This window comes from Pseudomonas sp. 05N433 (assembly GCF_056396925.1).
The window spans coordinates 1-21,809 of record NZ_JBFTML010000074.1; the positions used below are offsets into that span (position 1 = coordinate 1).

Annotated in this window: 19 protein-coding genes and 1 pseudogene; 7 read left to right on the top strand and 13 right to left on the bottom strand. The window is 59.2% G+C overall.

Annotation, left to right across the window (positions count from 1 at the left end; all coding sequences use genetic code 11):
• Positions 1 to 53: 53 nt before the first annotated feature.
• The 8 genes from AC1DIS_RS27315 to AC1DIS_RS27350 form a co-directional block, all read right to left on the bottom strand.
• Positions 54 to 815: a secretin N-terminal domain-containing protein gene (locus AC1DIS_RS27315; protein WP_477781203.1), complete on the bottom strand. Its 762-nt coding sequence runs from the start codon at positions 813 to 815 to the stop codon at positions 54 to 56.
• A gap of 170 nt (positions 816 to 985) precedes the next feature.
• Complete coding sequence (locus tag AC1DIS_RS27320; protein WP_019580080.1) at positions 986 to 1,411, bottom strand: GNAT family N-acetyltransferase; 426 nt, start codon at positions 1,409 to 1,411, stop codon at positions 986 to 988.
• The gene (locus AC1DIS_RS27325) at positions 1,404 to 2,573 is read right to left on the bottom strand and encodes a ribosomal protein uL16 3-hydroxylase (protein WP_138867900.1); all 1,170 of its coding nucleotides are present in this window, start codon (positions 2,571 to 2,573) and stop codon (positions 1,404 to 1,406) included. Before AC1DIS_RS27325 ends, AC1DIS_RS27320 begins: the two co-directional genes overlap by 8 nt.
• Positions 2,574 to 2,659: 86 nt before the next feature.
• Complete coding sequence (gene purB / locus AC1DIS_RS27330) at positions 2,660 to 4,030, bottom strand: adenylosuccinate lyase (RefSeq protein WP_477781204.1); 1,371 nt, start codon at positions 4,028 to 4,030, stop codon at positions 2,660 to 2,662.
• A 128-nt stretch (positions 4,031 to 4,158) separates the two neighbouring features.
• Positions 4,159 to 4,782: a high frequency lysogenization protein HflD gene (hflD, locus tag AC1DIS_RS27335; protein ID WP_007940860.1), complete on the bottom strand. Its 624-nt coding sequence runs from the start codon at positions 4,780 to 4,782 to the stop codon at positions 4,159 to 4,161.
• Positions 4,779 to 5,909, bottom strand: coding sequence for a tRNA 2-thiouridine(34) synthase MnmA (gene mnmA / locus AC1DIS_RS27340; RefSeq protein WP_026286365.1), 1,131 nt, complete (start codon positions 5,907 to 5,909; stop codon positions 4,779 to 4,781). The genes hflD and mnmA overlap by 4 nt, the downstream gene beginning before the upstream one ends.
• Positions 5,910 to 5,968: 59 nt before the next feature.
• Positions 5,969 to 6,415 (bottom strand): NUDIX hydrolase, encoded by a 447-nt coding sequence (locus AC1DIS_RS27345; RefSeq protein WP_018925520.1) that lies wholly within the window; start codon positions 6,413 to 6,415, stop codon positions 5,969 to 5,971.
• Between the two features lie 127 nt (positions 6,416 to 6,542).
• Positions 6,543 to 8,768, bottom strand: a complete 2,226-nt coding sequence (locus AC1DIS_RS27350) for an NADP-dependent isocitrate dehydrogenase (RefSeq protein ID WP_477743705.1) — start codon at positions 8,766 to 8,768, stop codon at positions 6,543 to 6,545.
• Positions 8,769 to 9,274: 506 nt separating this feature from the next.
• Between AC1DIS_RS27350 and icd the strand changes: the two genes are divergently transcribed.
• Positions 9,275 to 10,531 (top strand): NADP-dependent isocitrate dehydrogenase, encoded by a 1,257-nt coding sequence (gene icd / locus AC1DIS_RS27355; RefSeq protein ID WP_019580084.1) that lies wholly within the window; start codon positions 9,275 to 9,277, stop codon positions 10,529 to 10,531.
• A gap of 86 nt (positions 10,532 to 10,617) precedes the next feature.
• Here icd and AC1DIS_RS27360 read toward each other — a convergent pair whose 3' ends face one another.
• Complete coding sequence (locus AC1DIS_RS27360; protein ID WP_064618787.1) at positions 10,618 to 10,905, bottom strand: cold shock domain-containing protein; 288 nt, start codon at positions 10,903 to 10,905, stop codon at positions 10,618 to 10,620.
• 224 nt (positions 10,906 to 11,129) lie between these two features.
• Between AC1DIS_RS27360 and clpS the strand changes: the two genes are divergently transcribed.
• Together clpS and AC1DIS_RS27370 are read left to right on the top strand one after the other, a co-directional pair.
• Positions 11,130 to 11,492 carry an ATP-dependent Clp protease adapter ClpS gene (gene clpS, locus AC1DIS_RS27365; protein ID WP_015094394.1) on the top strand — a complete coding sequence of 121 codons (363 nt, stop codon included), beginning with the start codon at positions 11,130 to 11,132 and terminating at the stop codon, positions 11,490 to 11,492.
• Between the two features lie 30 nt (positions 11,493 to 11,522).
• Positions 11,523 to 13,645: pseudogene (locus AC1DIS_RS27370) on the top strand (AAA family ATPase).
• A 134-nt stretch (positions 13,646 to 13,779) separates the two neighbouring features.
• On the opposite strand, the gene infA reads toward AC1DIS_RS27370, so the two are convergent.
• The 4 genes from infA to trxB all read right to left on the bottom strand — a co-directional run bounded on the left by infA (position 13,780) and on the right by trxB (position 16,601).
• Positions 13,780 to 13,998 carry a translation initiation factor IF-1 gene (infA, locus tag AC1DIS_RS27375; protein ID WP_002553999.1) on the bottom strand — a complete coding sequence of 73 codons (219 nt, stop codon included), beginning with the start codon at positions 13,996 to 13,998 and terminating at the stop codon, positions 13,780 to 13,782.
• Between the two features lie 100 nt (positions 13,999 to 14,098).
• On the bottom strand, positions 14,099 to 14,806 hold the full coding sequence (locus AC1DIS_RS27380) for an arginyltransferase (RefSeq protein WP_018925525.1): 708 nt from the start codon (positions 14,804 to 14,806) through the stop codon (positions 14,099 to 14,101).
• A gap of 87 nt (positions 14,807 to 14,893) precedes the next feature.
• Positions 14,894 to 15,574, bottom strand: coding sequence for a leucyl/phenylalanyl-tRNA--protein transferase (aat, locus tag AC1DIS_RS27385; protein WP_018925526.1), 681 nt, complete (start codon positions 15,572 to 15,574; stop codon positions 14,894 to 14,896).
• A 67-nt stretch (positions 15,575 to 15,641) separates the two neighbouring features.
• A complete protein-coding gene (gene trxB / locus AC1DIS_RS27390; protein WP_064618784.1) occupies positions 15,642 to 16,601 on the bottom strand; it encodes a thioredoxin-disulfide reductase in 960 nt (319 codons plus the stop codon).
• A gap of 306 nt (positions 16,602 to 16,907) precedes the next feature.
• Between trxB and AC1DIS_RS27395 the strand changes: the two genes are divergently transcribed.
• The 4 genes from AC1DIS_RS27395 to crcB all read left to right on the top strand — a co-directional run bounded on the left by AC1DIS_RS27395 (position 16,908) and on the right by crcB (position 21,796).
• Positions 16,908 to 19,313 carry a DNA translocase FtsK gene (locus tag AC1DIS_RS27395; protein ID WP_086944984.1) on the top strand — a complete coding sequence of 802 codons (2,406 nt, stop codon included), beginning with the start codon at positions 16,908 to 16,910 and terminating at the stop codon, positions 19,311 to 19,313.
• 68 nt (positions 19,314 to 19,381) lie between these two features.
• Positions 19,382 to 20,005: an outer membrane lipoprotein periplasmic chaperone LolA gene (lolA, locus tag AC1DIS_RS27400; protein WP_018925528.1), complete on the top strand. Its 624-nt coding sequence runs from the start codon at positions 19,382 to 19,384 to the stop codon at positions 20,003 to 20,005.
• A 94-nt stretch (positions 20,006 to 20,099) separates the two neighbouring features.
• Positions 20,100 to 21,422: a replication-associated recombination protein A gene (locus tag AC1DIS_RS27405; protein ID WP_064618782.1), complete on the top strand. Its 1,323-nt coding sequence runs from the start codon at positions 20,100 to 20,102 to the stop codon at positions 21,420 to 21,422.
• A complete protein-coding gene (crcB, locus tag AC1DIS_RS27410; protein ID WP_007941127.1) occupies positions 21,422 to 21,796 on the top strand; it encodes a fluoride efflux transporter CrcB in 375 nt (124 codons plus the stop codon). Before AC1DIS_RS27405 ends, crcB begins: the two co-directional genes overlap by 1 nt.
• Positions 21,797 to 21,809 lie beyond the last annotated feature (13 nt).

The following is a 21,809-nucleotide window of genomic DNA, read 5'->3' on the forward strand; positions in this document are numbered from 1 at the left end:
TTCAAGCACTACATCTTTGGTCTAATACGACTAATCAGTCAGTTTTTGGTGCTTTAGTCCAAGGTGTCGACTTTCACCCGCAAAGTCATGTCATCCCGGCCCTGAGTCGAGTAGCTGCGGGTCAGGCCCTGTTTGTCGGCCTGAGTCTGACGATTCACGCCGGCCAGGGTGATCCACTCGCCCRGTCGACCGCTGACAGTTGTGTCGGTACTTTGCACGTTCACTACATCGGGACGTTCCTGGCTCATCCGGTCACGGTTGGTGCTGATAGCCAGGTGAACGATGTTGCCGGTGACGCTGGCGGTGACGTAGAAACCCTGGGTGACATTGCGGTATTCGGTCTGGCTGCGCAGGTCGCCATAGCCGTCAGTCTGAGTGCTGGTGAGCGGCACGCTTTGGCCGACCTGGATTAGCGCCGGTGCGCCTTCGCTGGCCTGAATCTGCTGGATACCGCCTTCACGGCTGTCGGTGCTGCGATTGATGATGCGGGTTTGATTCGGTGCGGCACCGTTGACCGAGTAGCCCTGATCGCCCTGAAAGTTGTTTTCGTTGGTGTCGACGGTGATCAGTAAGCGTTTGGGGGCGGTGTCGAGTTGCGCGAGGAAGGTCTTGAGTTCATCGATCTTGTCGGGCTCGGCGTTGACGATCAGCTGGTTGCCGTAGGCGCTGACCTTGCCGTCCTTGCCGATGAAGTTCTGCGCTACTGGCAGCAGGTCGGCGCTGGTGCGGTAATTCAGGGGCACGATCTCGGTGGCGGCCATGACCGAAAAACTGCAGGTCAGCAGCAGCGTGGTGAGCAGGGTGCGTAGGGACATGTCCGTTTCTCCGCAAATCAAAGGTTTGATATTGCCAGTTTGTCGGCCCGGCGTGGTGCGAGTTGAATCACAGACAGCAAAACGCCCCGGCATCCGAGAATGGCGGGGCGTTTTGTGGTGTTCTTGATATGTATTTGTGGTGAGGGGGCAAGCCCCCTCGCCACAGGGAATCAAGTCGAGTGACGCACCATGTCCACATGCGGAATCCCGGCTTCCAGGAATTCCTCACTGACCATGCTGAAACCCAGGCGTTCATAGAACGCCGTGGCCTGCACTTGCGCGCTCAGCATCTGCTGCTTCAGTCCGCGCTTCTCGGCTTCACCGATCACCGCTTGCATCAGCGCATCGCCAACCTTCATGCCGCGCCAGTCTTTGAGCACCGACACCCGGCCGATGTGGCCATCGGGCAACAGGCGGGCGGTGCCGATCGGAAAGTCGCCTTCGAAGGCCAGGAAGTGCACCGCCGTGGCGTCATCGGCATCCCATTCCAGTTCAGGAGGAACGGATTGCTCGGCGACGAATACCGCTTCACGAATGCGCCGGATCTCGGCGTTGTCCTTTTGCCAGTCTGCGACACGTACGTGAATCTTATTCATCGGCAAACCCCAGGCTGCCCTGCTTGACCAGTTCACACAGCAGGCCACGGCCGTCTTCGTCGCTCAGCCATGGGCCGAGGTTATCGACATGTAGGGCGTCGGCGGCGCAGATCATTTTCAGCAGCTCGCGCAGCTTGCCCGGCAGGTAACGACTCTGGCCGCTGGCGAACAGCAGCAGGTCATCGTCGACTTCCGACCAGGCCAAGCGCGCACTCGGGTTGCGGATCAGCACGGCACCTTCTTCGAGAGCGCTGAGGAAGTCTTGCTCTTCGACTTCTTCCGGGCCGACCACCAGTTCCGGGTAGCGCGGCTCGGTCATGAACTGGCCGAACCAGGTCAGCAGCAGGCGCTCGTCGCTCATGTGCTCGGCCAGCAGGCTTTTGAGGCGATCAAGGGCATCGTGCTGGATCTGATGAGGATCGACCGCCGGCAGGGCGTCGGCGTCGGTGTAGCGCTCTTCGTCCGACAGGAACTGGCTGAGGAAGTCGGTGAAGTGGGTCAGCACTTCAGCGGCGCTCGGGGCGCGGAAACCGACCGAGTAGGTCATGCAGTCGTCGACAGCCACGCCACAGTGAGCCAGGCGCGGCGGCAGGTAGAGCATGTCGCCCGGTTCCAGTACCCACTCATCGGTGGCTTCGAATTCGGCGAGGATGCGCAGGTCCGCGTGCTGCAGCAGCGGGCTCTCGGTGTCGCACATCTGGCCGATTTTCCAGTTGCGCTTGCCGTGGCCTTGCAGCAGGAACACGTCGTAGTTATCGAAGTGCGGGCCGACGCTGCCACCTGGGGCGGCGAAGCTGATCATCACGTCGTCGACGCGCCAGCTCGGCAGGAAGCGGAAGTTTTCCAGCAGTTCGGCAACTTCCGGCACGAATTGGTCGACGGCTTGCACCAGCAGGGTCCATTCGCGTTCCGGCAGTTTGCTGAATTCGTCTTCGGCGAACGGGCCGCGGCGCAATTCCCAAGGGCGCTCACCGTGCTCGATCACCAGGCGCGATTCGACTTCTTCTTCCAGCGCCAGGCCGGCGAGTTCGTCGGCGTCGATCGGGCTTTCGAAATCAGGAATCGCCTGACGGATCAGCAGGGGTTTTTTCTGCCAGTAGTCGCGCAGGAATTCCCGTGCCGTGATGCCGCCCAGAAGTTGAAGAGGAATGTCAGGATTCATGTGTAACCTATTGAAAAAATGCACTTTTCAGACGGGAATAAAAACGCCCGGCGGCGCCGGGCGTCTCAAGCGGGTAGAGCGGTCGATCAGATGCGTTTGGCTTGTGCTACAGCGTTGCCGATGTAGTTGGCCGGGGTGAGCAGTTTCAGCTCAGCCTTGGCGGCGGCTGGCATGTCCAGGCCGTCGATGAAAGYTTGCAGTGCTTCAGGGCTGATGCCCTTGCCGCGCGTCAGCTCTTTGAGCTTCTCGTACGGGTTTTCGATGTTGTAGCGACGCATCACGGTCTGGATCGGCTCGGCCAATACTTCCCAGCAAGCGTCCAGGTCGGCGGCAATCTTTTGCTCGTTGAGCTCCAGTTTGCTGATGCCTTTGAGGCTGGCTTCGTACGCGATCACGCTGTGGGCGAAGCCGACACCGAGGTTGCGCAGCACGGTGGAGTCGGTCAGGTCGCGCTGCCAGCGGGAAATTGGCAGTTTGCTCGCCAGGTGCTGGAACAGTGCGTTGGCGATGCCCAGGTTGCCTTCGGAGTTTTCGAAGTCGATCGGGTTGACCTTGTGCGGCATGGTCGACGAACCGATTTCGCCAGCGATGGTGCGCTGTTTGAAATAACCCAGGGAGATGTAGCCCCAGATGTCGCGGTCGAAGTCGATCAGGATGGTGTTGAAGCGCGCGATCGCGTCGAACAGCTCGGCGATGTAGTCGTGCGGTTCGATCTGCGTGGTGTACGGGTTGAAGCCCAGGCCCAGTTCGTCTTCGATGAAGGCGCGGGCGTTGGCTTCCCAGTCGATCTCAGGGTAGGCCGACAGGTGAGCGTTGTAGTTGCCGACGGCGCCGTTGATCTTGCCCAGCAGCGGAACGGCGGCGACTTGGGCGATTTGACGCTCCAGGCGGTAAACCACGTTCGCCAGCTCTTTGCCCAGGGTGGTCGGCGATGCCGGTTGGCCGTGGGTGCGCGACAGCATCGGCACTTCAGCGAAACGGAGGGCCAGTTCGCGGATGGCGTTGGCGGTCTGGCGCATCAGCGGCAGCATCACGTCATCACGGCCTTCACGCAGCATCAGGGCGTGGGACAGGTTGTTGATGTCCTCGCTGGTGCAGGCAAAGTGGATGAACTCGCTGACCTTGGCCAGTTCCGGCAGCTTGGCCGCCTGCTCTTTGAGCAGGTATTCAATGGCTTTGACGTCGTGGTTGGTGGTGCGCTCGATCTCTTTGACACGCTCGGCGTGCTCCAGAGAGAAGTTTTCCGCCAGGGTGTTCAACACAGCGTTGGCTTCGGCGGAGAACGCCGGCACTTCGCTGATGGCAGGGTGAGCGGCCAGGCGCTGGAGCCAGCGCACTTCAACCAGAACGCGAGCACGGATCAGGCCGTATTCGCTGAAAATTGGGCGCAGGGCCTGGGTTTTGCCGGCGTAGCGGCCGTCAACAGGGGAAACCGCAGTGAGCGAAGAGAGCTGCATGGGGTGTTCTCGGACAGTCGGGCAACGAAATGGGGCGCGTATCATACATGAAAAATATCCGCCGGTCCGTTGCCAACTGACCGGCGTATTACGCGTTACTGACTACAAAACGGTATTGCAGGCGCGGTTCAGCTGCTGCGCATCAGCGGGTAAAGCTCTTTAAGCAACTTGCGTCGGCTGATCACCAACTGCCAGCGATGACCGCCCAACTGCCGCCACAGGCGTGCCGAACGAATCCCGGCCAGCAACAGTGCGCGGATTTTCGAGGCATTGCTCGGTTGCTGCAGGTTGCGCATGTCGCCATGCACCTGAATCCGTTGGCGCAAGGTGCTCAGGGTGTCCTGGTACAGCGCACCGCAAGCGGCGATCACGTTTTCGTGGGCCGGGCCGAAGTGTTCGACCTGGGACTGAATCTGCGGCAGGCGTTTGCCGATCACGTCCAGCATGTCATTGCGCTTGGCCAATTGGCGCTCCAGTCCCAGCATCGCCAGGGCGTAGCGCAGCGGTTCGCGCTGAAGGGTGCTGGGATCGCGTTCCAGGGCGCCGATCAATGCGCGATAGCCTTCGCGCAAATTGATGTCGTCGCCGCCATACACTTCCAGAGTGTCCTTGGGGTCGCGAATCAACAGGCTGCCGAGCATGCAAGTCAGGCCGGCTTCGTTGGTCTGCCCGGTCTTGGCTATCTTGTCGACCAGCACGGCGGCGAGAAACACGCCGCCCAGGGCCGTCAGTTGCTCCTGAGTCGGGCTCATGAATGGTCCTTGCTGGTCCAGGGTTCGGCCACTTCGATCACGCCGCCGCCGAGGCAGATTTCACCGTCGTAGAACACCACGGATTGGCCCGGAGTGACCGCGCGTTGCGGGTCATCAAAGGTGGCGCGGTAGCCGGTGGCGGTCTTCTCCAGGGTGCAAGGCTGGTCGCTCTGGCGATAACGCACTTTGGCGGTCAGCCTGCGCGGCTCGGTCAAGTCGATCGGGTTGACCCAATAGATGTCCGAGGCGAGCAGGGCGCGGGAGAACAGCTGCGGGTGGGCATTGCCCTGGCCAACGATCAGCTCGTTGTGTTCCAGGTCCTTGATCAATACGTACCACGGTTCTTCACCGGCGTCTTTCAGGCCGCCGATGCCCAGGCCCTGGCGCTGGCCGATGGTGTGATACATCAGGCCATGGTGGCGGCCGATGACTTCACCGTCGGTGGTCTTGATCTCGCCGGGTTGGGCCGGCAGGTATTGCTTGAGGAAATCGCTGAAGCGACGTTCGCCGATGAAGCAGATTCCGGTGGAGTCCTTTTTCTTCGCGGTGGCCAGGTCGTGTTTCTCGGCAATCGCGCGGACTTCGGGTTTTTCCAGCTCGCCGACCGGGAACAGGGTCTTGGCGATCTGTTCGCCGCCGACGGCGTGCAGGAAGTAGCTCTGGTCCTTGTTCGGATCCAGGCCCTTGAGCAATTCGGTGCGACCATCGATGTCGCGGCGACGCACGTAGTGGCCGGTGGCGATCAGGTCGGCGCCGAGCATCATGGCGTAGTCGAGGAACGCCTTGAACTTGATCTCGCGGTTGCACAGGATGTCCGGGTTCGGCGTGCGGCCGGCCTTGTATTCGGCCAGGAAGTGCTCGAACACGTTGTCCCAGTACTCGGCGGCGAAGTTGGCGGTGTGCAGCTTGATGCCAATCTTGTCGCAAACGGCCTGCGCGTCCGCCAGGTCATCCATGGCGGTGCAGTATTCCGTTCCGTCGTCTTCTTCCCAGTTCTTCATGAACAGGCCTTCCACCTCATAGCCTTGCTCGATCAGCAGGAGAGCGGAAACGGAAGAGTCCACGCCGCCGGACATACCGACAATGACGCGCTTCTTTTGTGTGGCAGAAGGGGCTGGATCACGCATAGGGATTTAATGAGTGTCTTGAAAAAGGACGCGATTCTAGCAGGCTCAAGCCTGCAAGGCTAAAGAGAAGGGCGGATCAGCTCGAGGCTGAAGTGTTTACCGTCCAGATAATCATCGATGCAGCGGATGATCAGCTCACTGCGCCAGTTTGCGCGCTGTTGCAGCAGTTCGTCACGCGTCAGCCATTTTGCGCCGACAATACCGTCGTCCAATTGATAGTCGGGATGGTGTTTCAGCGCTTTGGCGGTGAAGCAGACGCGTTGATAGGTCACTCCGTTGCTCGGGGCGGTGTAGAGATAAATGCCTATTACGCCGGTTGGCTCGACGTCCCAGCCGGTTTCTTCGAGGGTTTCGCGTACGGCGGCCTCGATCAGGGTTTCGTCCGGGTCCAGATGACCGGCGGGCTGATTGAGCACCGTTCGTCCGTGTTTGGATTCTTCGACCATCAGGAAGCGACCGTTGTCTTCGACGATGGTGGCGACGGTGATGTGGGGTAGCCAATCCATGAAATGTCCTCGATGTTGAATTTGAAGCGCTTTCCCTGTGGGGGGCGGTGTTCACATTTGAATGCTGTCAACGCTGAAAGCACAAACCCCGGCGCATGGCCRGGGTTTGTGATGTTCCCTTACAACCTTAAACCAACGCAGCAATCGCAGCGTTGAAGGTTGCGCTCGGGCGCATGGCCTTGCTGATCAGCTCGGCATTGGCGTGGTAGTAACCGCCGATGTCCACTGGCTTGCCCTGAACGGCGTTGAGCTCGGCAACGATGGTTGCTTCGTTCGCGGTCAGGGTTTTGGCCAGTTCGCCAAATTGCGCTTGCAGTGCAGCGTCTTCGGTCTGGGCGGCCAGGCCTTGAGCCCAGTACAGTGCCAGGTAGAAGTGGCTGCCGCGGTTGTCGATGTTGCCGACTTTACGCGATGGCGACTTGTTGTTGTCCAGGAACTGGCCAGTGGCCTGATCCAGGGTCTTGGCCAGCACCAGCGCTTTAGGGTTGTTGTACGTCACACCCAGATGCTCAAGGGAGGCGGCCAGGGCCAGGAACTCGCCCAGGGAGTCCCAGCGCAGGAAGTTTTCTTCCAGCAGCTGTTGAACGTGCTTCGGTGCCGAACCGCCAGCGCCGGTTTCGAACAGACCGCCGCCATTCATCAGCGGAACGATCGACAGCATCTTGGCGCTGGTGCCCAGTTCCATGATCGGGAACAGGTCAGTCAGGTAGTCGCGCAATACGTTGCCGGTCACCGAAATGGTGTCGAGGCCGGAGCGAGTGCGCTCCAGGGTGAACTTCATCGCGTCGACTGGCGACATGATGCGGATGTCCAGGCCGGAAGTGTCGTGATCCTTCAGGTAGGCCTGAACTTTCTCGATCACTACGCCGTCGTGGGCGCGCATTGGGTCCAGCCAGAAAATCGCTGGAGTGCTGCTTGCGCGAGCACGGTTGACGGCCAGTTTGACCCAGTCCTGGATCGGCGCGTCTTTGGTCTGGCACATGCGGAAGATGTCGCCGGCTTCAACCGACTGTTCCAGCAGCAGGGTGCCTTTGCTGTCGGTGACACGAACAACGCCGTTGGCCTTGATCTGGAACGTCTTGTCGTGCGAGCCGTACTCTTCGGCTTTTTTCGCCATCAGGCCAACGTTCGGCACGCTGCCCATGGTGGTCGGATCGAAGGCGCCGTTTGCCTTGCAGTCTTCGATCACCGCCTGGTAGATGGTGGCGTAGCAGCGATCAGGGATCACCGCTTTGGTGTCGTGCAACTGGCCGTCGGTGCCCCACATTTTGCCGGAGTCACGGATCATGGCCGGCATCGAGGCGTCGACGATGACATCGCTCGGCACGTGCAGGTTGGTGATGCCTTTGTCGGAGTTGACCATGGCCAACGATGGGCGAACGGCATAAACCGCCTGGATGTCCGCTTCGATCTGCGCTTGTTGCTCGGCAGGCAAGGCCTTGATGCGAGCGTACAGGTCGCCGATGCCGTTGTTCAGGTTGAAGCCGATCTGCGCCAGCACGTCAGCGTGTTTGGCCAGTGCGTCTTTATAGAACTCGGCAACGATCTGGCCGAACATGATCGGGTCGGAGACCTTCATCATGGTGGCTTTGAGGTGAACCGACAGCAGTACACCTTTGGCCTTGGCGTCTTCGATCTCGGCGGCGATGAAGCTACGCAGCGCGTTTTTGCTCATGACCGCGCAATCGAGGATCTCACCGGCTTGTACGGTGGTTTTTTCTTTCAGGACGGTGGTGGTGCCGTCTTGAGCGATCAGTTCGATTTTAACGGCGTCAGCGGCGTCGATCAGGGCAGCTTTTTCGCTGCCGTAGAAATCGCCGGTGCTCATGTGGGCTACGTGGGACTTGGAGTCCTTGGCCCAGGCGCCCATTTTGTGCGGGTGCTTGCGCGCATAGTTCTTGACCGACAGCGGTGCACGACGATCGGAGTTGCCTTCGCGCAGAACCGGGTTTACGGCGCTGCCCTTGATCTTGTCGTAGCGGGCCTTGGCTTCTTTGTCGGCGTCGCTGGTCACGGTTTCCGGGTAGTCCGGCAGTGCATAGCCCTGGGCTTGCAACTCTTTGATCGCGGCCTGCAGTTGCGGAACCGAAGCGCTGATGTTCGGCAGCTTGATGATGTTGGCTTCAGGTGTAACGGCCAGGTCGCCCAGTTCGGCGAGGTGGTCGGCTACTGCTTTGTCACCCAATTGCTCGGGGAAGCTGGCCAGGATGCGCCCTGCAAGAGAGATATCGCGGGTTTCAACGGCGATATCAGCGGAGGCGGTGAAGGCCTCTACGATAGGCAACAGTGAATAGGTGGCGAGGGCTGGGGCTTCGTCGGTGAAGGTATAGATGATCTTCGAGCGGGTGGGCATATTCGGATTAACTCTCTCTTCTTTGCTAAAGCGTGCATAGAAACTCGAGGGGCGCCGGGTAAGCGCGTTCGTTCAAAGTCATCCATGAGCCGAATGTCGAGGTTTCTTTGCGGTGATGTTGGGTGCATCGGTCGAGCGTCAAGCGGGTGGACTGCGGTAACAATCCTGCTTTTCCGGGCCCAGAGTCTCGGCTACATTTCCAGTGGCAGAGAGGTCGGCCGTCGTGACTCTGTGGTCAGCGGCGGCATTATACATAGGTAGCTGGCAATCTGCCGATGGTTCATATGCAACGATTCTCGTCCATTGGTCTAAAGGTCGCAGGCAGGCGTGGGGAGTAGCCTTGTATGGTGTGCTTGAGTTTGGCGCTTTTCCCTTTACTTTCAGGCTTGTACGTCACGAACTGTGCAGCTTCGCGGCAGATGGACGGAACATAGGGTTTGCGCGCCGATTCAACTGGGGTACGCTCGGACGAAGCCAGATGTTCAATCCAAACAATGGAGTTCAGCATGGGATACAAGAAGATTCAGGTTCCAGCCGTCGGCGAAAAAATCACCGTCAACGCGGACCATTCTCTCAATGTTCCTAACAACCCGATCATTCCCTTCATTGAAGGCGATGGTATTGGCGTTGATATCAGCCCGGTCATGATCAAGGTTGTCGATGCTGCTGTTAAGAAGGCCTACGGCGGCGAGCGCAAAATTTCCTGGATGGAAGTCTACGCCGGGGAGAAAGCGACTCAGGTTTACGATCAGGACACCTGGCTGCCTCAGGAAACCCTGGACGCGGTCAAGGACTACGTGGTTTCCATCAAGGGCCCTCTGACCACGCCGGTCGGCGGTGGCATCCGTTCCCTGAACGTGGCGCTGCGCCAGCAACTCGACCTGTATGTGTGCCTGCGCCCGGTGCGCTGGTTTGAAGGCGTGCCGAGCCCGGTCAAGAAGCCAGGCGACGTCGACATGACCATCTTCCGCGAAAACTCGGAAGACATTTATGCCGGTATCGAATGGAAAGCAGGTTCGCCGGAGGCGACCAAGGTCATCAAGTTCCTTAAAGAAGAAATGGGCGTCACCAAGATCCGTTTCGACCAGAATTGCGGTATCGGCGTCAAGCCGGTTTCCCTGGAAGGCACCAAGCGTCTGGCGCGCAAGGCCCTGCAGTATGTGGTCGACAATGACCGCGACTCGCTGACTATCGTGCACAAAGGCAACATCATGAAGTTCACCGAAGGTGCCTTCAAGGAATGGGCTTACGAAGTGGCTGCCGAAGAATTCGGCGCGACCCTGCTCGACGGCGGTCCGTGGATGCAGTTCAAAAACCCGAAAACCGGCAAGAACGTCATCGTCAAGGACGCCATCGCCGACGCCATGCTTCAGCAGATCCTGCTGCGTCCGGCCGAGTACGATGTGATCGCCACCCTGAACCTCAATGGTGACTACCTCTCCGATGCCCTGGCGGCAGAAGTGGGCGGTATCGGTATTGCGCCGGGTGCGAACCTGTCCGACACCGTGGCCATGTTCGAAGCCACCCACGGTACCGCGCCGAAGTACGCCGGCAAGGACCAGGTCAACCCGGGTTCGTTGATTCTGTCCGCCGAAATGATGCTGCGTCACATGGGCTGGACCGAAGCGGCCGATCTGATCATCAAGGGCACCAATGGCGCCATTGGTGCGAAAACCGTGACCTACGACTTCGAGCGTCTGATGGACGGTGCCAAACTGGTGTCGTCTTCGGGCTTCGGTGATGCGCTGATCTCGCACATGTAAGCGAAGAGCGGCTGCAATAAAACCGCCCGGCTCGAGTGATCGAGTCGGGCGGTTTTATTATGACTGGATGCCTTGGGTGGTATGAATCAGCTCACGGCTTTGGCGTGGCTGCTGGTAGCGGCTGCGGCGGCTACTGCGTCAATGGCCACTTTGTCCGTAATGTTGACGGCGTGCAGCCCCTTGGGGCCTTGAACAATGTCAAAGTATACGGCTTGCCCGGCCTTGAGGGTCTTGTATCCATCCATCTTGATTGCCGAAAAGTGGGCAAAGAAATCGATATCCTTGCCATCCTCGTCGCGACCTTCTCCGGCGTCGGTGTTAATGAAACCGAACCCCTTGGCATTGTTGAACCATTTCACCTTACCGACAGCCATACTCATATCCCTCTGCAACAGACTCCATCACTGGAGTATCATCCAGTTAATCCGCAGTCTAATCTTGTAAATAGATTGACTCCGCGGACCTTTTTTACCCACTGTGGGCTCTATTGGTTGTAACACCGTTTTCCCGATAGTCAAGGTGACCGGGCAGTCGGAGTTGAAATCGCTGATGGCCGCCCCCACCACTGTATTTGCACAACTGACGAACCTTTCTTTCCATGCATGCAATCAGCCAGATTCGACTAACATTCAATCAGGATCGCCCTGATTTACACGACGACGATTCCGCAGGCATTGCTGTTCAGGAGGCTAAGCCTGCTTTACAGGCGCCGCCTATGTACAAGGTGGTTTTGTTCAACGATGACTACACACCGATGGATTTCGTCGTCGAAGTGCTCGAGGTGTTTTTTAACCTGAATCGCGAGCTGGCGACCAAGGTCATGCTGGCCGTTCATACAGAAGGACGGGCAGTATGTGGAGTGTTTACCCGCGACATCGCCGAGACCAAGGCCATGCAGGTCAACCAGTACGCCAGGGAAAGCCAGCATCCGCTACTCTGTGAAATCGAGAAGGACGGTTAATCGCCGACCACTTGGGTATGAGGTGAAGCTATGTTAAACCGCGAGCTCGAAGTCACCCTCAATCTAGCCTTCAAGGAGGCTCGTTCGAAGCGTCATGAATTCATGACCGTCGAACACCTGCTGCTGGCCCTATTGGATAATGAGGCTGCCGCTACCGTTTTGCGTGCCTGCGGCGCAAACCTCGACAAACTCAAGCATGACCTGCAGGAGTTCATTGACTCCACCACGCCATTGATCCCCTTGCATGACGAGGATCGTGAAACCCAGCCAACCCTGGGCTTCCAGCGTGTACTGCAACGTGCTGTCTTTCACGTACAGAGCTCGGGCAAACGCGAAGTGACTGGCGCCAACGTGCTGGTCGCGATCTTCAGTGAGCAAGAGAGTCAGGCAGTGTTTCTGCTGAAACAGCAGAGCGTTGCGCGCATCGATGTCGTCAACTACATCGCCCATGGCATTTCCAAAGTGCCGGGGCATGGCGATCACTCTGAAGGTGAACAAGATATGCAGGACGACGAGGGCGGTGAGTCTTCTTCTTCAGGCAATCCTCTGGATGCTTATGCCAGCAACCTCAACGAACTTGCGCGCCAGGGTCGTATCGATCCGTTGGTAGGCCGTGAGCTCGAAGTCGAGCGCGTCGCGCAGATCCTGGCGCGTCGTCGCAAAAACAATCCGCTGCTGGTGGGCGAGGCGGGCGTGGGTAAAACCGCGATTGCCGAAGGCCTGGCCAAACGCATTGTCGATAACCAGGTGCCGGACCTGCTGGCCAACAGCGTGGTGTATTCCCTCGATCTGGGGGCCTTGCTGGCCGGAACCAAATACCGCGGCGATTTCGAGAAGCGCTTCAAGGCGTTGCTCAATGAGCTGAAAAAACGTCCGCAGGCGATCCTGTTCATCGACGAGATTCACACCATCATCGGTGCGGGGTCGATGTGTCGGAGCCTTCGGTGGAAGACACCATTGGCATCCTGCGTGGCCTGAAAGGGCGTTTCGAGCTCCATCACAACATTGAATACAGTGATGAAGCCCTGCGCGCCGCTGCTGAACTGGCCTCGCGTTACATCAATGATCGGCACATGCCGGACAAGGCCATCGACGTCATCGACGAGGCGGGCGCCTATCAGCGTCTGCAGCCAGTCGAGAAGCGCGTGAAACGCATCGAAGTGCCTCAGGTCGAGGATATCGTTGCGAAAATCGCGCGAATTCCGCCAAAACACGTCACCAGTTCCGACAAAGAGTTGCTGCGTAACCTTGAGCGTGACCTGAAGCTCACGGTATTCGGCCAGGATGCGGCGATCGACTCACTGTCGACCGCGATCAAGCTGTCCCGTGCCGGCCTCAAGTCGCCTGACAAGCCCGTCGGTTCGTTCCTGTTCGCGGGCCCGACCGGCGTCGGTAAAACCGAAGCTGCGCGGCAGCTGGCCAAGGCGTTGGGGGTCGAGCTGGTTCGCTTCGACATGTCCGAGTACATGGAGCGCCACACCGTATCGCGTCTGATCGGTGCGCCTCCAGGCTATGTCGGGTTCGACCAGGGCGGTCTGCTGACCGAAGCCATCACCAAGCAGCCTCACTGCGTATTGTTGCTCGATGAAATCGAGAAGGCGCATCCGGAAGTCTTCAACCTGCTGTTGCAGGTCATGGACCACGGTACGCTGACCGATAACAACGGGCGCAAGGCAGATTTCCGTAACGTGATCGTCATCATGACGACCAACGCCGGTGCCGAGACTGCAGCGCGTGCTTCGATCGGTTTCACCTATCAGGACCACTCGTCCGATGCGATGGAAGTGATCAAGAAGAGCTTCACGCCGGAATTCCGCAACCGTCTGGACACCATTATCCAGTTTGGTCGCCTCAGCCATGAGGTCATCAAAAGCGTGGTGGACAAGTTCCTTACCGAGCTTCAGGCGCAGCTGGAAGACAAGCGTGTGCTGCTGGAAGTCACCGACGCTGCTCGCAGCTGGCTGGCGGCCGGTGGTTACGACGTGACCATGGGTGCTCGACCAATGGCGCGCTTGATTCAGGACAAGATCAAGCGTCCGCTGGCGGAGGAGATTCTCTTTGGCGAACTGGCCGAACATGGCGGTGTGGTGCACATCGACATCAAGGATGGCGAGCTGACCTTCGAGTTCGAGACCACGGCTGAAATGGCCTGACGTTAACCGCAACAAAGCCAAAAGGCGCCGAAAGGCGCCTTTTTGCTGCCTGCCATGATCGTTCCTGCGCAGAGCGTGGGAACGATCCGCACACAAAAACGCCCGGCATAGCCGGGCGTTTTGTATTGACTTGATTAGCGAGCGCGGTAGGTGATGCGCCCTTTGCTCAAGTCATAGGGCGTCAGCTCGACGCGCACTTTGTCGCCGGTAAGAATACGAATGTAGTTCTTGCGCATCTTGCCGGAGATATGCGCGGTTACGACGTGCCCATTTTCCAACTCCACACGAAACATGGTGTTGGGCAGGGTGTCGACGACAGTGCCTTCCATTTCGAAGCTGTCTTCTTTCGACATGCAGTAAAGCCCTCGGTGTCCAATGAATGGCCCGGTGCAACTGCGCCAGGCAAAAGCGGCGTGCATTGTGCCCGAAAAGTGGGGTTTAAGCCAAGGGGTTCTAGTTCAGGATGACCCAACGTTGATTAATCAGCAGTTCGATAGGGCGATATTGGGTCTTGTAGCTCATTTTTTTGCAGTTTTTGATCCAGTAGCCGAGATAGACCGCTTCCAGCCCCAGGCGCCCGGCTTCGGCAATCTGCCAGAGAATCGCGTAACGCCCCAGGCTGCGACGCTCCTCGCCGGGCTCGTAGAAGGTGTACACCGCTGACAGGCCATTGGGCAGCAAGTCGGTGACGGCCACCGCCACCAGTCGGCCTTCGAGACGAAACTCGTAGAAGCGGGAGAACGGCAGGTCACGCACCAGGAAGGTCGAGAACTGGTCGCGACTCGGCGGATACATATCGCCGTCGGCGTGGCGTTGTTCGATGTAGCGCTGGTAGAGGTCGAAATACTCCTCGCTGAACGTTGGTCGGGCCGGGCGTACCTGCAAGTCGGCATTGCGTTTGAGAATGCGTTTCTGCTGACGGTTGGGGGTAAATTGCGCCACAGGAATACGCGCCGGTACGCACGCATTGCAATTCTGGCAATGGGGCCGGTAGAGATGATCACCACTGCGACGAAAGCCCATTTCCGACAGATCTGCGTAGACATGCACATCCATGGGCTGACTGGGATCGAGGAACAGCGTAGTGGCCTGCTCCTCGGGCAGATAACTGCAAGAGTGGGGCTGAGTGGCATAGAACTTCAAACGCGCCAACTCGGTCATGATCAACCCTCGGGATAAACTTTTGATAAGGGGACTTTCTCAATTCGTCTCCCCGCATTAAGTGTAAGCCACACGGGCCAATGTCGCTCAGCAAACCCAGGTGGCACGACCGGGTTGATCCAAGTGCCGGGCAAGGTAGCCGGCAAACTCGGTGCGGGGAATCGCTCGGGCGCCCAGGCTATGCAGATGATCGGTAGGCATCTGGCAATCGATCAGCACAAAACCTGAGTCTTTCAGATGTCGCACCAGCGTGGCAAAGCCATATTTGGAGGCGTTGTCGGCGCGGCTGAACATCGACTCACCGAAAAACAGCTGTCCCATGGCCAGGCCGTAGAGCCCGCCGACCAGCACGCCATCGTCCCAGACCTCCACCGAATGGGCGTAGCCGCGCCTGTGCAGTTCGACGTAGGCGTCCTGCATCGCTTGGGTGATCCAGGTGCCATCGGCGTACTCGCGCGGCGCGGCGCAGGCGCTGATGACCGCGGCAAAATCCCGATCGAAGGTCACTTGATAGCGTTGTTGACGCAGCAGTTTATTCAGGCTGCGGGAGACATGCAGTTCGTCGGGAAACAGCACCGTGCGCGGATCCGGTGACCACCAGAGAATCGGTTGGCCTTCCGAGAACCACGGAAAGCAGCCATGGCGATACGCCTGAATCAGACGGTCGGCGGACAGATCGCCGCCCGCGGCCAGCAGTCCGTTGGGGTCGCGCATGGCTTTTTCCAGCGGCGGAAAAGTCAGGGTATTGCGTTGTAACCAAGTCAGCATGGCATCCGGGCTTGCAGAAGGGGAGGGCGGTGGCGGGCGATAAACCCGCCAGATAGAAGGTTAACCGTCAAACGCCGGGAATGTCATCGAGATACTTCTCGGCATCCAGCGCAGCCATGCAACCGGCTCCGGCAGAGGTCACTGCCTGGCGGTAAACGTGGTCGGCCACGTCGCCGGCGGCGAATACACCCTGGATGGCGGTGGCGGTGGCGTCGCCTTCGCTGCCGCCCTTGACCAGCAGGTAGCCGTTGCGCATCTGCAGCTGGCCCTGGAACAGGTCGGTGTTGGGTTTGTGGCCGATGGCGATGAACACGCCGGCCAGCGACAGTTCAGCGGTTTCGCCGGTATGGCTGTGACGCAGGCGGGCGCCGGTCACGCCGCTGGCGTCACCGAGTATTTCGTCCAGGTTCTGGTTCCAGTGCAGGCGGATATTGCCGTTGGCGGCTTTTTCGAAGAGCTTGTCCTGCAGGATCTTCTCCGAACGCAGTTTGTCGCGACGGTGAATCAGATGAACCTCCTTGGCGATGTTCGACAGGTACAGGGCTTCTTCCACCGCGGTGTTGCCGCCGCCGACCACTGCGACCACCTGGTTGCGATAGAAGAAACCATCGCAGGTGGCGCAGGCCGAAACCCCTTTGCCGGCAAAGGCTTCTTCCGATGGCAGCCCCAGGTATTGGGCCGAAGCGCCGGTGGCGATAATCAGCGCATCGCAGGTGTAGGTGCCGCTGTCGCCGATGAGCTCGAACGGGCGCTGTTGCAACTTGGCGGTATGGATGTGGTCGTAAACGATCTCGGTGTCGAAGCGTTCGGCGTGTTTCTGCATGCGTTCCATCAGCACCGGGCCAGTCAGGCCTTCGATGTCGCCGGGCCAGTTGTCGACTTCGACGGTAGTGGTCAGCTGGCCACCGGCCTGTATGCCGGTAATGACAACGGGTTTGAGGTTGGCGCGAGCGGCATAAACGGCTGCGCTGTAACCGGCAGGGCCGGAACCCAGAATGATCAGGCGGGAATGCTTCGCTTCACTCATAAAAACACCTCATAAGCCTTTGTCACAAAAGAGAATGCATGCTCAAATTGGACTGCGCGTATTGTGCTGTTGGCTATGCTGGAGCCAAGGGTCTCAAGCATGGCATTGGGCGAACAAACCCGTACAATGCCCGCTTGTAACAGTGTTTGTATCAAAAAAGCGCTGCGTGCCGTATTTCGAAAAGCCGGGGCACAGTGTTAAAAGTAGTCCCGGTTGGGACTGTTAACTTTTTTACCTGCCTGGATTGGGCAGTTTTTATAGTCATTCAACAGATGGACGCGCCAAGGGCGCAGGAAAAGAAGCGTTTTGAAGAAATCCACCGCAGCACCTAAAACAGTCGTTCCGCTCTGGCGCCAGCAATTGCACTACCGGCTCAAGGAAGGTGCATTGATCGCCATCGGCGCCTTGTGCCTGTTCCTGATGATGGCCTTGTTGACCTATGGCAAGGACGATCCGGGCTGGAGCCATAACAGCAAGATCGACGATGTACAGAACTTCGGCGGGCCTGCCGGTTCTTACAGCGCCGACATCCTGTTCATGGTCCTGGGTTACTTCGCCTACATTTTCCCGCTATTGCTGGCGATCAAGGCCTATCAGATCTTCCGTCAGCGCCACGAGCCATGGCAGTGGAGCGGCTGGCTGTTTTCCTGGCGCCTGATCGGCCTGGTGTTTCTGGTGCTGTCGGGCGCGGCGCTGGCCCATATCCATTTCCATGCGGCGACCGGTCTGCCGGCCGGCGCCGGCGGCGCTTTGGGTGAAAGCCTCGGCGACCTGGCGAAGAATGCGCTGAACATTCAGGGCAGCACGCTGTTGTTCATTGCGCTGTTCCTGTTCGGCCTGACGGTATTCACCGATCTGTCGTGGTTCAAGGTGATGGACGTCACCGGCAAGATCACCCTCGATTTGTTCGAATTGTTTCAGGGCGCGGCCAATCGCTGGTGGGCAGCCCGTACCGAACGCAAGCAACTGGTCGCCCAGCTGCGTGAGGTCGACGATCGCGTGCATGACGTGGTTGCGCCGACGGTCACCGATAAACGTGAGCAGGCCAAGGTCAAGGAACGCCTGATCGAGCGCGAGCAGGCCCTGAGCAAGCACATGTCCGAGCGTGAAAAGCAGGTGCCGCCGGTGATTGCTCCCGCACCGCCGAAGCCGGCCGCTCCGAGCAAGCGCGTGGAAAAAGAGAAACAGGCGCCGTTGTTCGTCGACAGCGCCGTGGAAGGCACCTTGCCGCCGATTTCGATTCTCGACCCGGCGGAAAAGAAACAACTCAATTATTCGCCTGAATCCCTGGCGGCCGTCGGCCACTTGCTGGAAATCAAGCTCAAGGAATTTGGCGTCGAAGTCTCGGTGGATTCGATCCACCCGGGCCCGGTCATTACCCGTTACGAAATCCAGCCTGCCGCCGGGGTGAAAGTCAGCCGCATTGCCAACCTGGCGAAAGACCTGGCCCGTTCCCTGGCCGTGACCAGTGTGCGCGTGGTGGAAGTGATTCCGGGCAAGACCACGGTCGGTATCGAGATCCCTAACGAAGACCGGCAGATCGTGCGGTTCTCCGAGGTCTTGTCGACCCCCGAGTACGATAACTTCAAGTCTCCGGTCACCTTGGCCCTGGGTCACGACATCGGCGGCAAACCGGTCATCACTGACCTGGCGAAAATGCCCCACTTGCTGGTGGCCGGTACGACCGGTTCCGGTAAGTCGGTGGGTGTGAACGCGATGATCCTGTCGATTCTGTTCAAGTCTGGCCCAGAAGACGCCAAGCTGATCATGATCGACCCGAAAATGCTTGAGCTGTCGATCTACGAAGGCATCCCGCACTTGCTGTGCCCTGTGGTCACCGACATGAAGGACGCCGCCAACGCCTTGCGCTGGAGCGTCGCCGAGATGGAACGGCGCTACAAACTGATGGCGAAGATGGGCGTGCGTAACCTGTCGGGCTTCAATGCCAAGGTCAAGGAAGCCCAGGACGCCGGCGAGCCGTTGAGCGATCCGCTGTACAAGCGCGAAAGCATCCACGATGAGGCACCGCTGCTGCAGAAGCTGCCGACCATCGTCGTGGTGGTCGACGAATTCGCCGACATGATGATGATCGTCGGCAAGAAGGTTGAAGAGCTGATCGCGCGTATCGCGCAGAAGGCGCGTGCGGCGGGTATCCACTTGATCCTCGCGACCCAGCGTCCGTCGGTGGATGTGATCACCGGTCTGATCAAGGCGAACATCCCGACCCGTATGGCGTTCCAGGTATCGAGCAAGATCGATTCGCGGACCATCATCGACCAGGGCGGCGCCGAACAACTGCTGGGCCACGGTGATATGTTGTACATGCCGCCGGGCACCAGCCTGCCGATTCGTGTTCACGGCGCATTCGTGTCCGATGACGAGGTGCACCGGGTGGTTGAAGCCTGGAAACTGCGCGGCGCGCCGGAATACAACGATGACATCCTGGCCGGTGTCGAAGAAGCCGGTAGCGGCTTTGAAAACGGCGGCGGTGGTGGTGACGATGATGCCGAAACCGATGCGCTCTACGACGAAGCGGTGCAGTTCGTCCTGGAAAGCCGCCGTGCGTCCATCTCCGCGGTTCAGCGCAAGCTGAAAATCGGCTACAACCGCGCGGCGCGCATGATCGAAGCCATGGAAATGGCCGGGGTCGTGACGTCCATGAACACCAACGGCTCGCGTGAAGTCCTGGCCCCTGGCCCGGTGCGCGACTGATCCGGTATTGAAAGGGGCGGCGTCTTGAGACGCCGCCCGCACTCCCACGAATGTTTATGAGGACTCCCATGCGTCTTATCCGCATGCTGTTGCTGCCGGTACTGGCTCTGACCACGCTCTCGGCCCACGCCGACGACAAGGACGTGGCGCGTCTGACTCAACTGCTGGAAAAATCCCAGACCCTGACCGCGCGCTTCTCCCAGCTGACCCTCGATGGCAGCGGCACCCAGTTACAAGAAACTGCAGGTGAAATGTCCTTGCAGCGCCCGGGCCTGTTCTACTGGCACACCAACGCGCCGGCCGAGCAAACCATGGTCTCGGACGGTAAGAAAGTGACCCTGTGGGACCCGGATCTGGAACAGGCCACCATCAAGACTCTTGATCAGCGTCTGACCCAGACCCCGGCGTTGTTGCTGTCCGGTGACGTGTCCAAGATCAGCCAGAGCTTTGACATCAGCGCCAAGGAAGCCGGCGGCGTGATCGACTTCACCCTGAAGCCGAAAACCAAGGACACCTTGTTCGACAGCCTGCGCCTGTCGTTCCGCAATGGTCTGGTCAATGATATGCAGATGATCGACAGCGTCGGCCAGCGCACCAACATCCTGTTCACCGGCGTGAAGGCCAACGAGCCGATCCCGGCCTCCAAGTTCAAGTTCGACATCCCCAAGGGTGCCGATGTGATCCAGGAGTAAACCTGTAGAAGCGGGCTTGTGTGGCGAGGGGGCTGCTCTTGTCACAGGGTGTTCGCCAAACTTGAGAATTGACTCGAGGTTTTAAAAGTACGTGATGGACCTGTTTCGCAGTGCCCCGATTGCTCAGCCCCTGGCCGCCCGTTTGCGTGCGGCCAATCTGGACGAGTACGTCGGTCAGGAACACGTGCTCGCTCGCGGCAAACCTTTGCGCGAAGCCCTGGAGCAGGGTGCCCTGCACTCGATGATTTTCTGGGGGCCACCGGGCGTGGGTAAAACCACCCTGGCGCGGCTGCTGGCGGAAGTCTCGGATGCGCACTTCGAAACGGTTTCGGCGGTGCTGGCCGGGGTCAAAGAGATTCGTCAGGCGGTGGAAGTCGCCAAGCAGCAGGCCGGGCAGTACGGTAAACGCACCATCCTGTTCGTCGACGAAGTGCATCGCTTCAACAAGTCCCAGCAGGATGCGTTCCTGCCATACGTTGAAGACGGCACGCTGATTTTCATCGGCGCGACCACGGAAAACCCCTCGTTCGAACTCAACAACGCGCTGCTGTCCCGGGCGCGTGTCTATGTGCTCAAAAGCCTCGACGAAGCCGCCCTGCGCAAGCTGGTGCATCGCGCGCTGACCGAAGAGCGTGGGCTGGGCAAGCGGCAACTGACCCTCAGCGACGAGGGCTTCCAGATGCTGCTGTCCGCCGCCGATGGCGATGGCCGGCGTCTGCTCAACCTGTTGGAAAATGCCTCGGACCTGGCCGAAGACCACAGCGAAATCGGCATCGACCTGCTGCAAAGCCTGCTCGGCGACACCCGGCGGCGTTTCGACAAGGGCGGCGAAGCCTTCTACGACCAGATATCCGCGCTGCATAAATCGGTACGCGGTTCCAACCCTGATGGCGCGCTGTACTGGTTCGCGCGAATGATCGACGGCGGCTGCGACCCGCTGTACCTGGCCCGACGCGTGGTGCGCATGGCCAGCGAAGACATCGGCAACGCCGACCCCCGCGCCCTGAGCCTGTGCCTGGCGGCGTGGGAAGTGCAGGAGCGCCTCGGCAGCCCCGAAGGCGAATTGGCGGTGGCCCAGGCCATTACCTATCTGGCTTGCGCGCCAAAAAGCAACGCGGTGTACATGGGCTTCAAGGCCGCGATGCGCAGCGCTACCGAACACGGTTCGCTGGAGGTGCCGCTGCACCTGCGCAATGCGCCGACCAAGTTGATGAAGCAATTGGGCTATGGCGATGAGTATCGTTACGCCCACGATGAACCGGATGCCTACGCCGCTGGCGAAGATTACTTCCCGGACGAGTTGGAGCCTCAACGGTTCTATCAACCCGTGCCCCGCGGCCTGGAGCTGAAGATCGGCGAAAAGCTCAACCACCTCGCGCAGCTTGACCGTCTAAGCCCCCGACAGCGGAGAAAATAGTGATTCCCTTGATTGTTGCGGTTTCTGTCGGTGGTGTCGCCGGCACGCTGTTGCGCTTCGCCACCGGTAACTGGATCAACGCGAATTGGCCGCGGCACTTCTATACCGCGACGCTGGCCGTTAATATCGTGGGCTGTTTGCTGATCGGCGTTCTATACGGCCTGTTTTTGATTCGCCCGGAGGTATCGTTTGCGGTACGCGCCGGGTTGATCGTCGGCTTCCTCGGGGGGCTGACGACTTTTTCATCCTTTTCACTGGATACGGTGCGCCTGCTGGAAACCGGGCAAGTGCCGCTGGCCTTGGGCTATGCGGCCATCAGCGTATTCGGCGGGCTGCTCGCCACCTGGGCTGGCCTGTCCTTGACCAAACTTTGATAACGAGAAACCG

Excerpts from the sequence above, each read along its gene's own strand:
- AC1DIS_RS27350 (WP_477743705.1), bottom strand. The coding sequence starts at position 8,768 with ATGCCCACCCGCTCGAAGATCATCTATACCTTCACCGACGAAGCCCCA.
- icd (WP_019580084.1), top strand. The coding sequence starts at position 9,275 with ATGGGATACAAGAAGATTCAGGTTCCAGCCGTCGGCGAAAAAATCACC.
- lolA (WP_018925528.1), top strand. The coding sequence starts at position 19,382 with ATGCGTCTTATCCGCATGCTGTTGCTGCCGGTACTGGCTCTGACCACG.
- AC1DIS_RS27360 (WP_064618787.1), bottom strand. The coding sequence starts at position 10,905 with ATGGCTGTCGGTAAGGTGAAATGGTTCAACAATGCCAAGGGGTTCGGT.
- aat (WP_018925526.1), bottom strand. The coding sequence starts at position 15,574 with ATGCTGACTTGGTTACAACGCAATACCCTGACTTTTCCGCCGCTGGAA.
- AC1DIS_RS27380 (WP_018925525.1), bottom strand. The coding sequence starts at position 14,806 with ATGACCGAGTTGGCGCGTTTGAAGTTCTATGCCACTCAGCCCCACTCT.
- AC1DIS_RS27405 (WP_064618782.1), top strand. The coding sequence starts at position 20,100 with ATGGACCTGTTTCGCAGTGCCCCGATTGCTCAGCCCCTGGCCGCCCGT.
- AC1DIS_RS27325 (WP_138867900.1), bottom strand. The coding sequence starts at position 2,573 with ATGAATCCTGACATTCCTCTTCAACTTCTGGGCGGCATCACGGCACGG.
- trxB (WP_064618784.1), bottom strand. The coding sequence starts at position 16,601 with ATGAGTGAAGCGAAGCATTCCCGCCTGATCATTCTGGGTTCCGGCCCT.
- mnmA (WP_026286365.1), bottom strand. The coding sequence starts at position 5,909 with ATGCGTGATCCAGCCCCTTCTGCCACACAAAAGAAGCGCGTCATTGTC.
- AC1DIS_RS27320 (WP_019580080.1), bottom strand. The coding sequence starts at position 1,411 with ATGAATAAGATTCACGTACGTGTCGCAGACTGGCAAAAGGACAACGCC.
- AC1DIS_RS27345 (WP_018925520.1), bottom strand. The coding sequence starts at position 6,415 with ATGGATTGGCTACCCCACATCACCGTCGCCACCATCGTCGAAGACAAC.
- hflD (WP_007940860.1), bottom strand. The coding sequence starts at position 4,782 with ATGAGCCCGACTCAGGAGCAACTGACGGCCCTGGGCGGCGTGTTTCTC.
- infA (WP_002553999.1), bottom strand. The coding sequence starts at position 13,998 with ATGTCGAAAGAAGACAGCTTCGAAATGGAAGGCACTGTCGTCGACACC.
- clpS (WP_015094394.1), top strand. The coding sequence starts at position 11,130 with ATGCATGCAATCAGCCAGATTCGACTAACATTCAATCAGGATCGCCCT.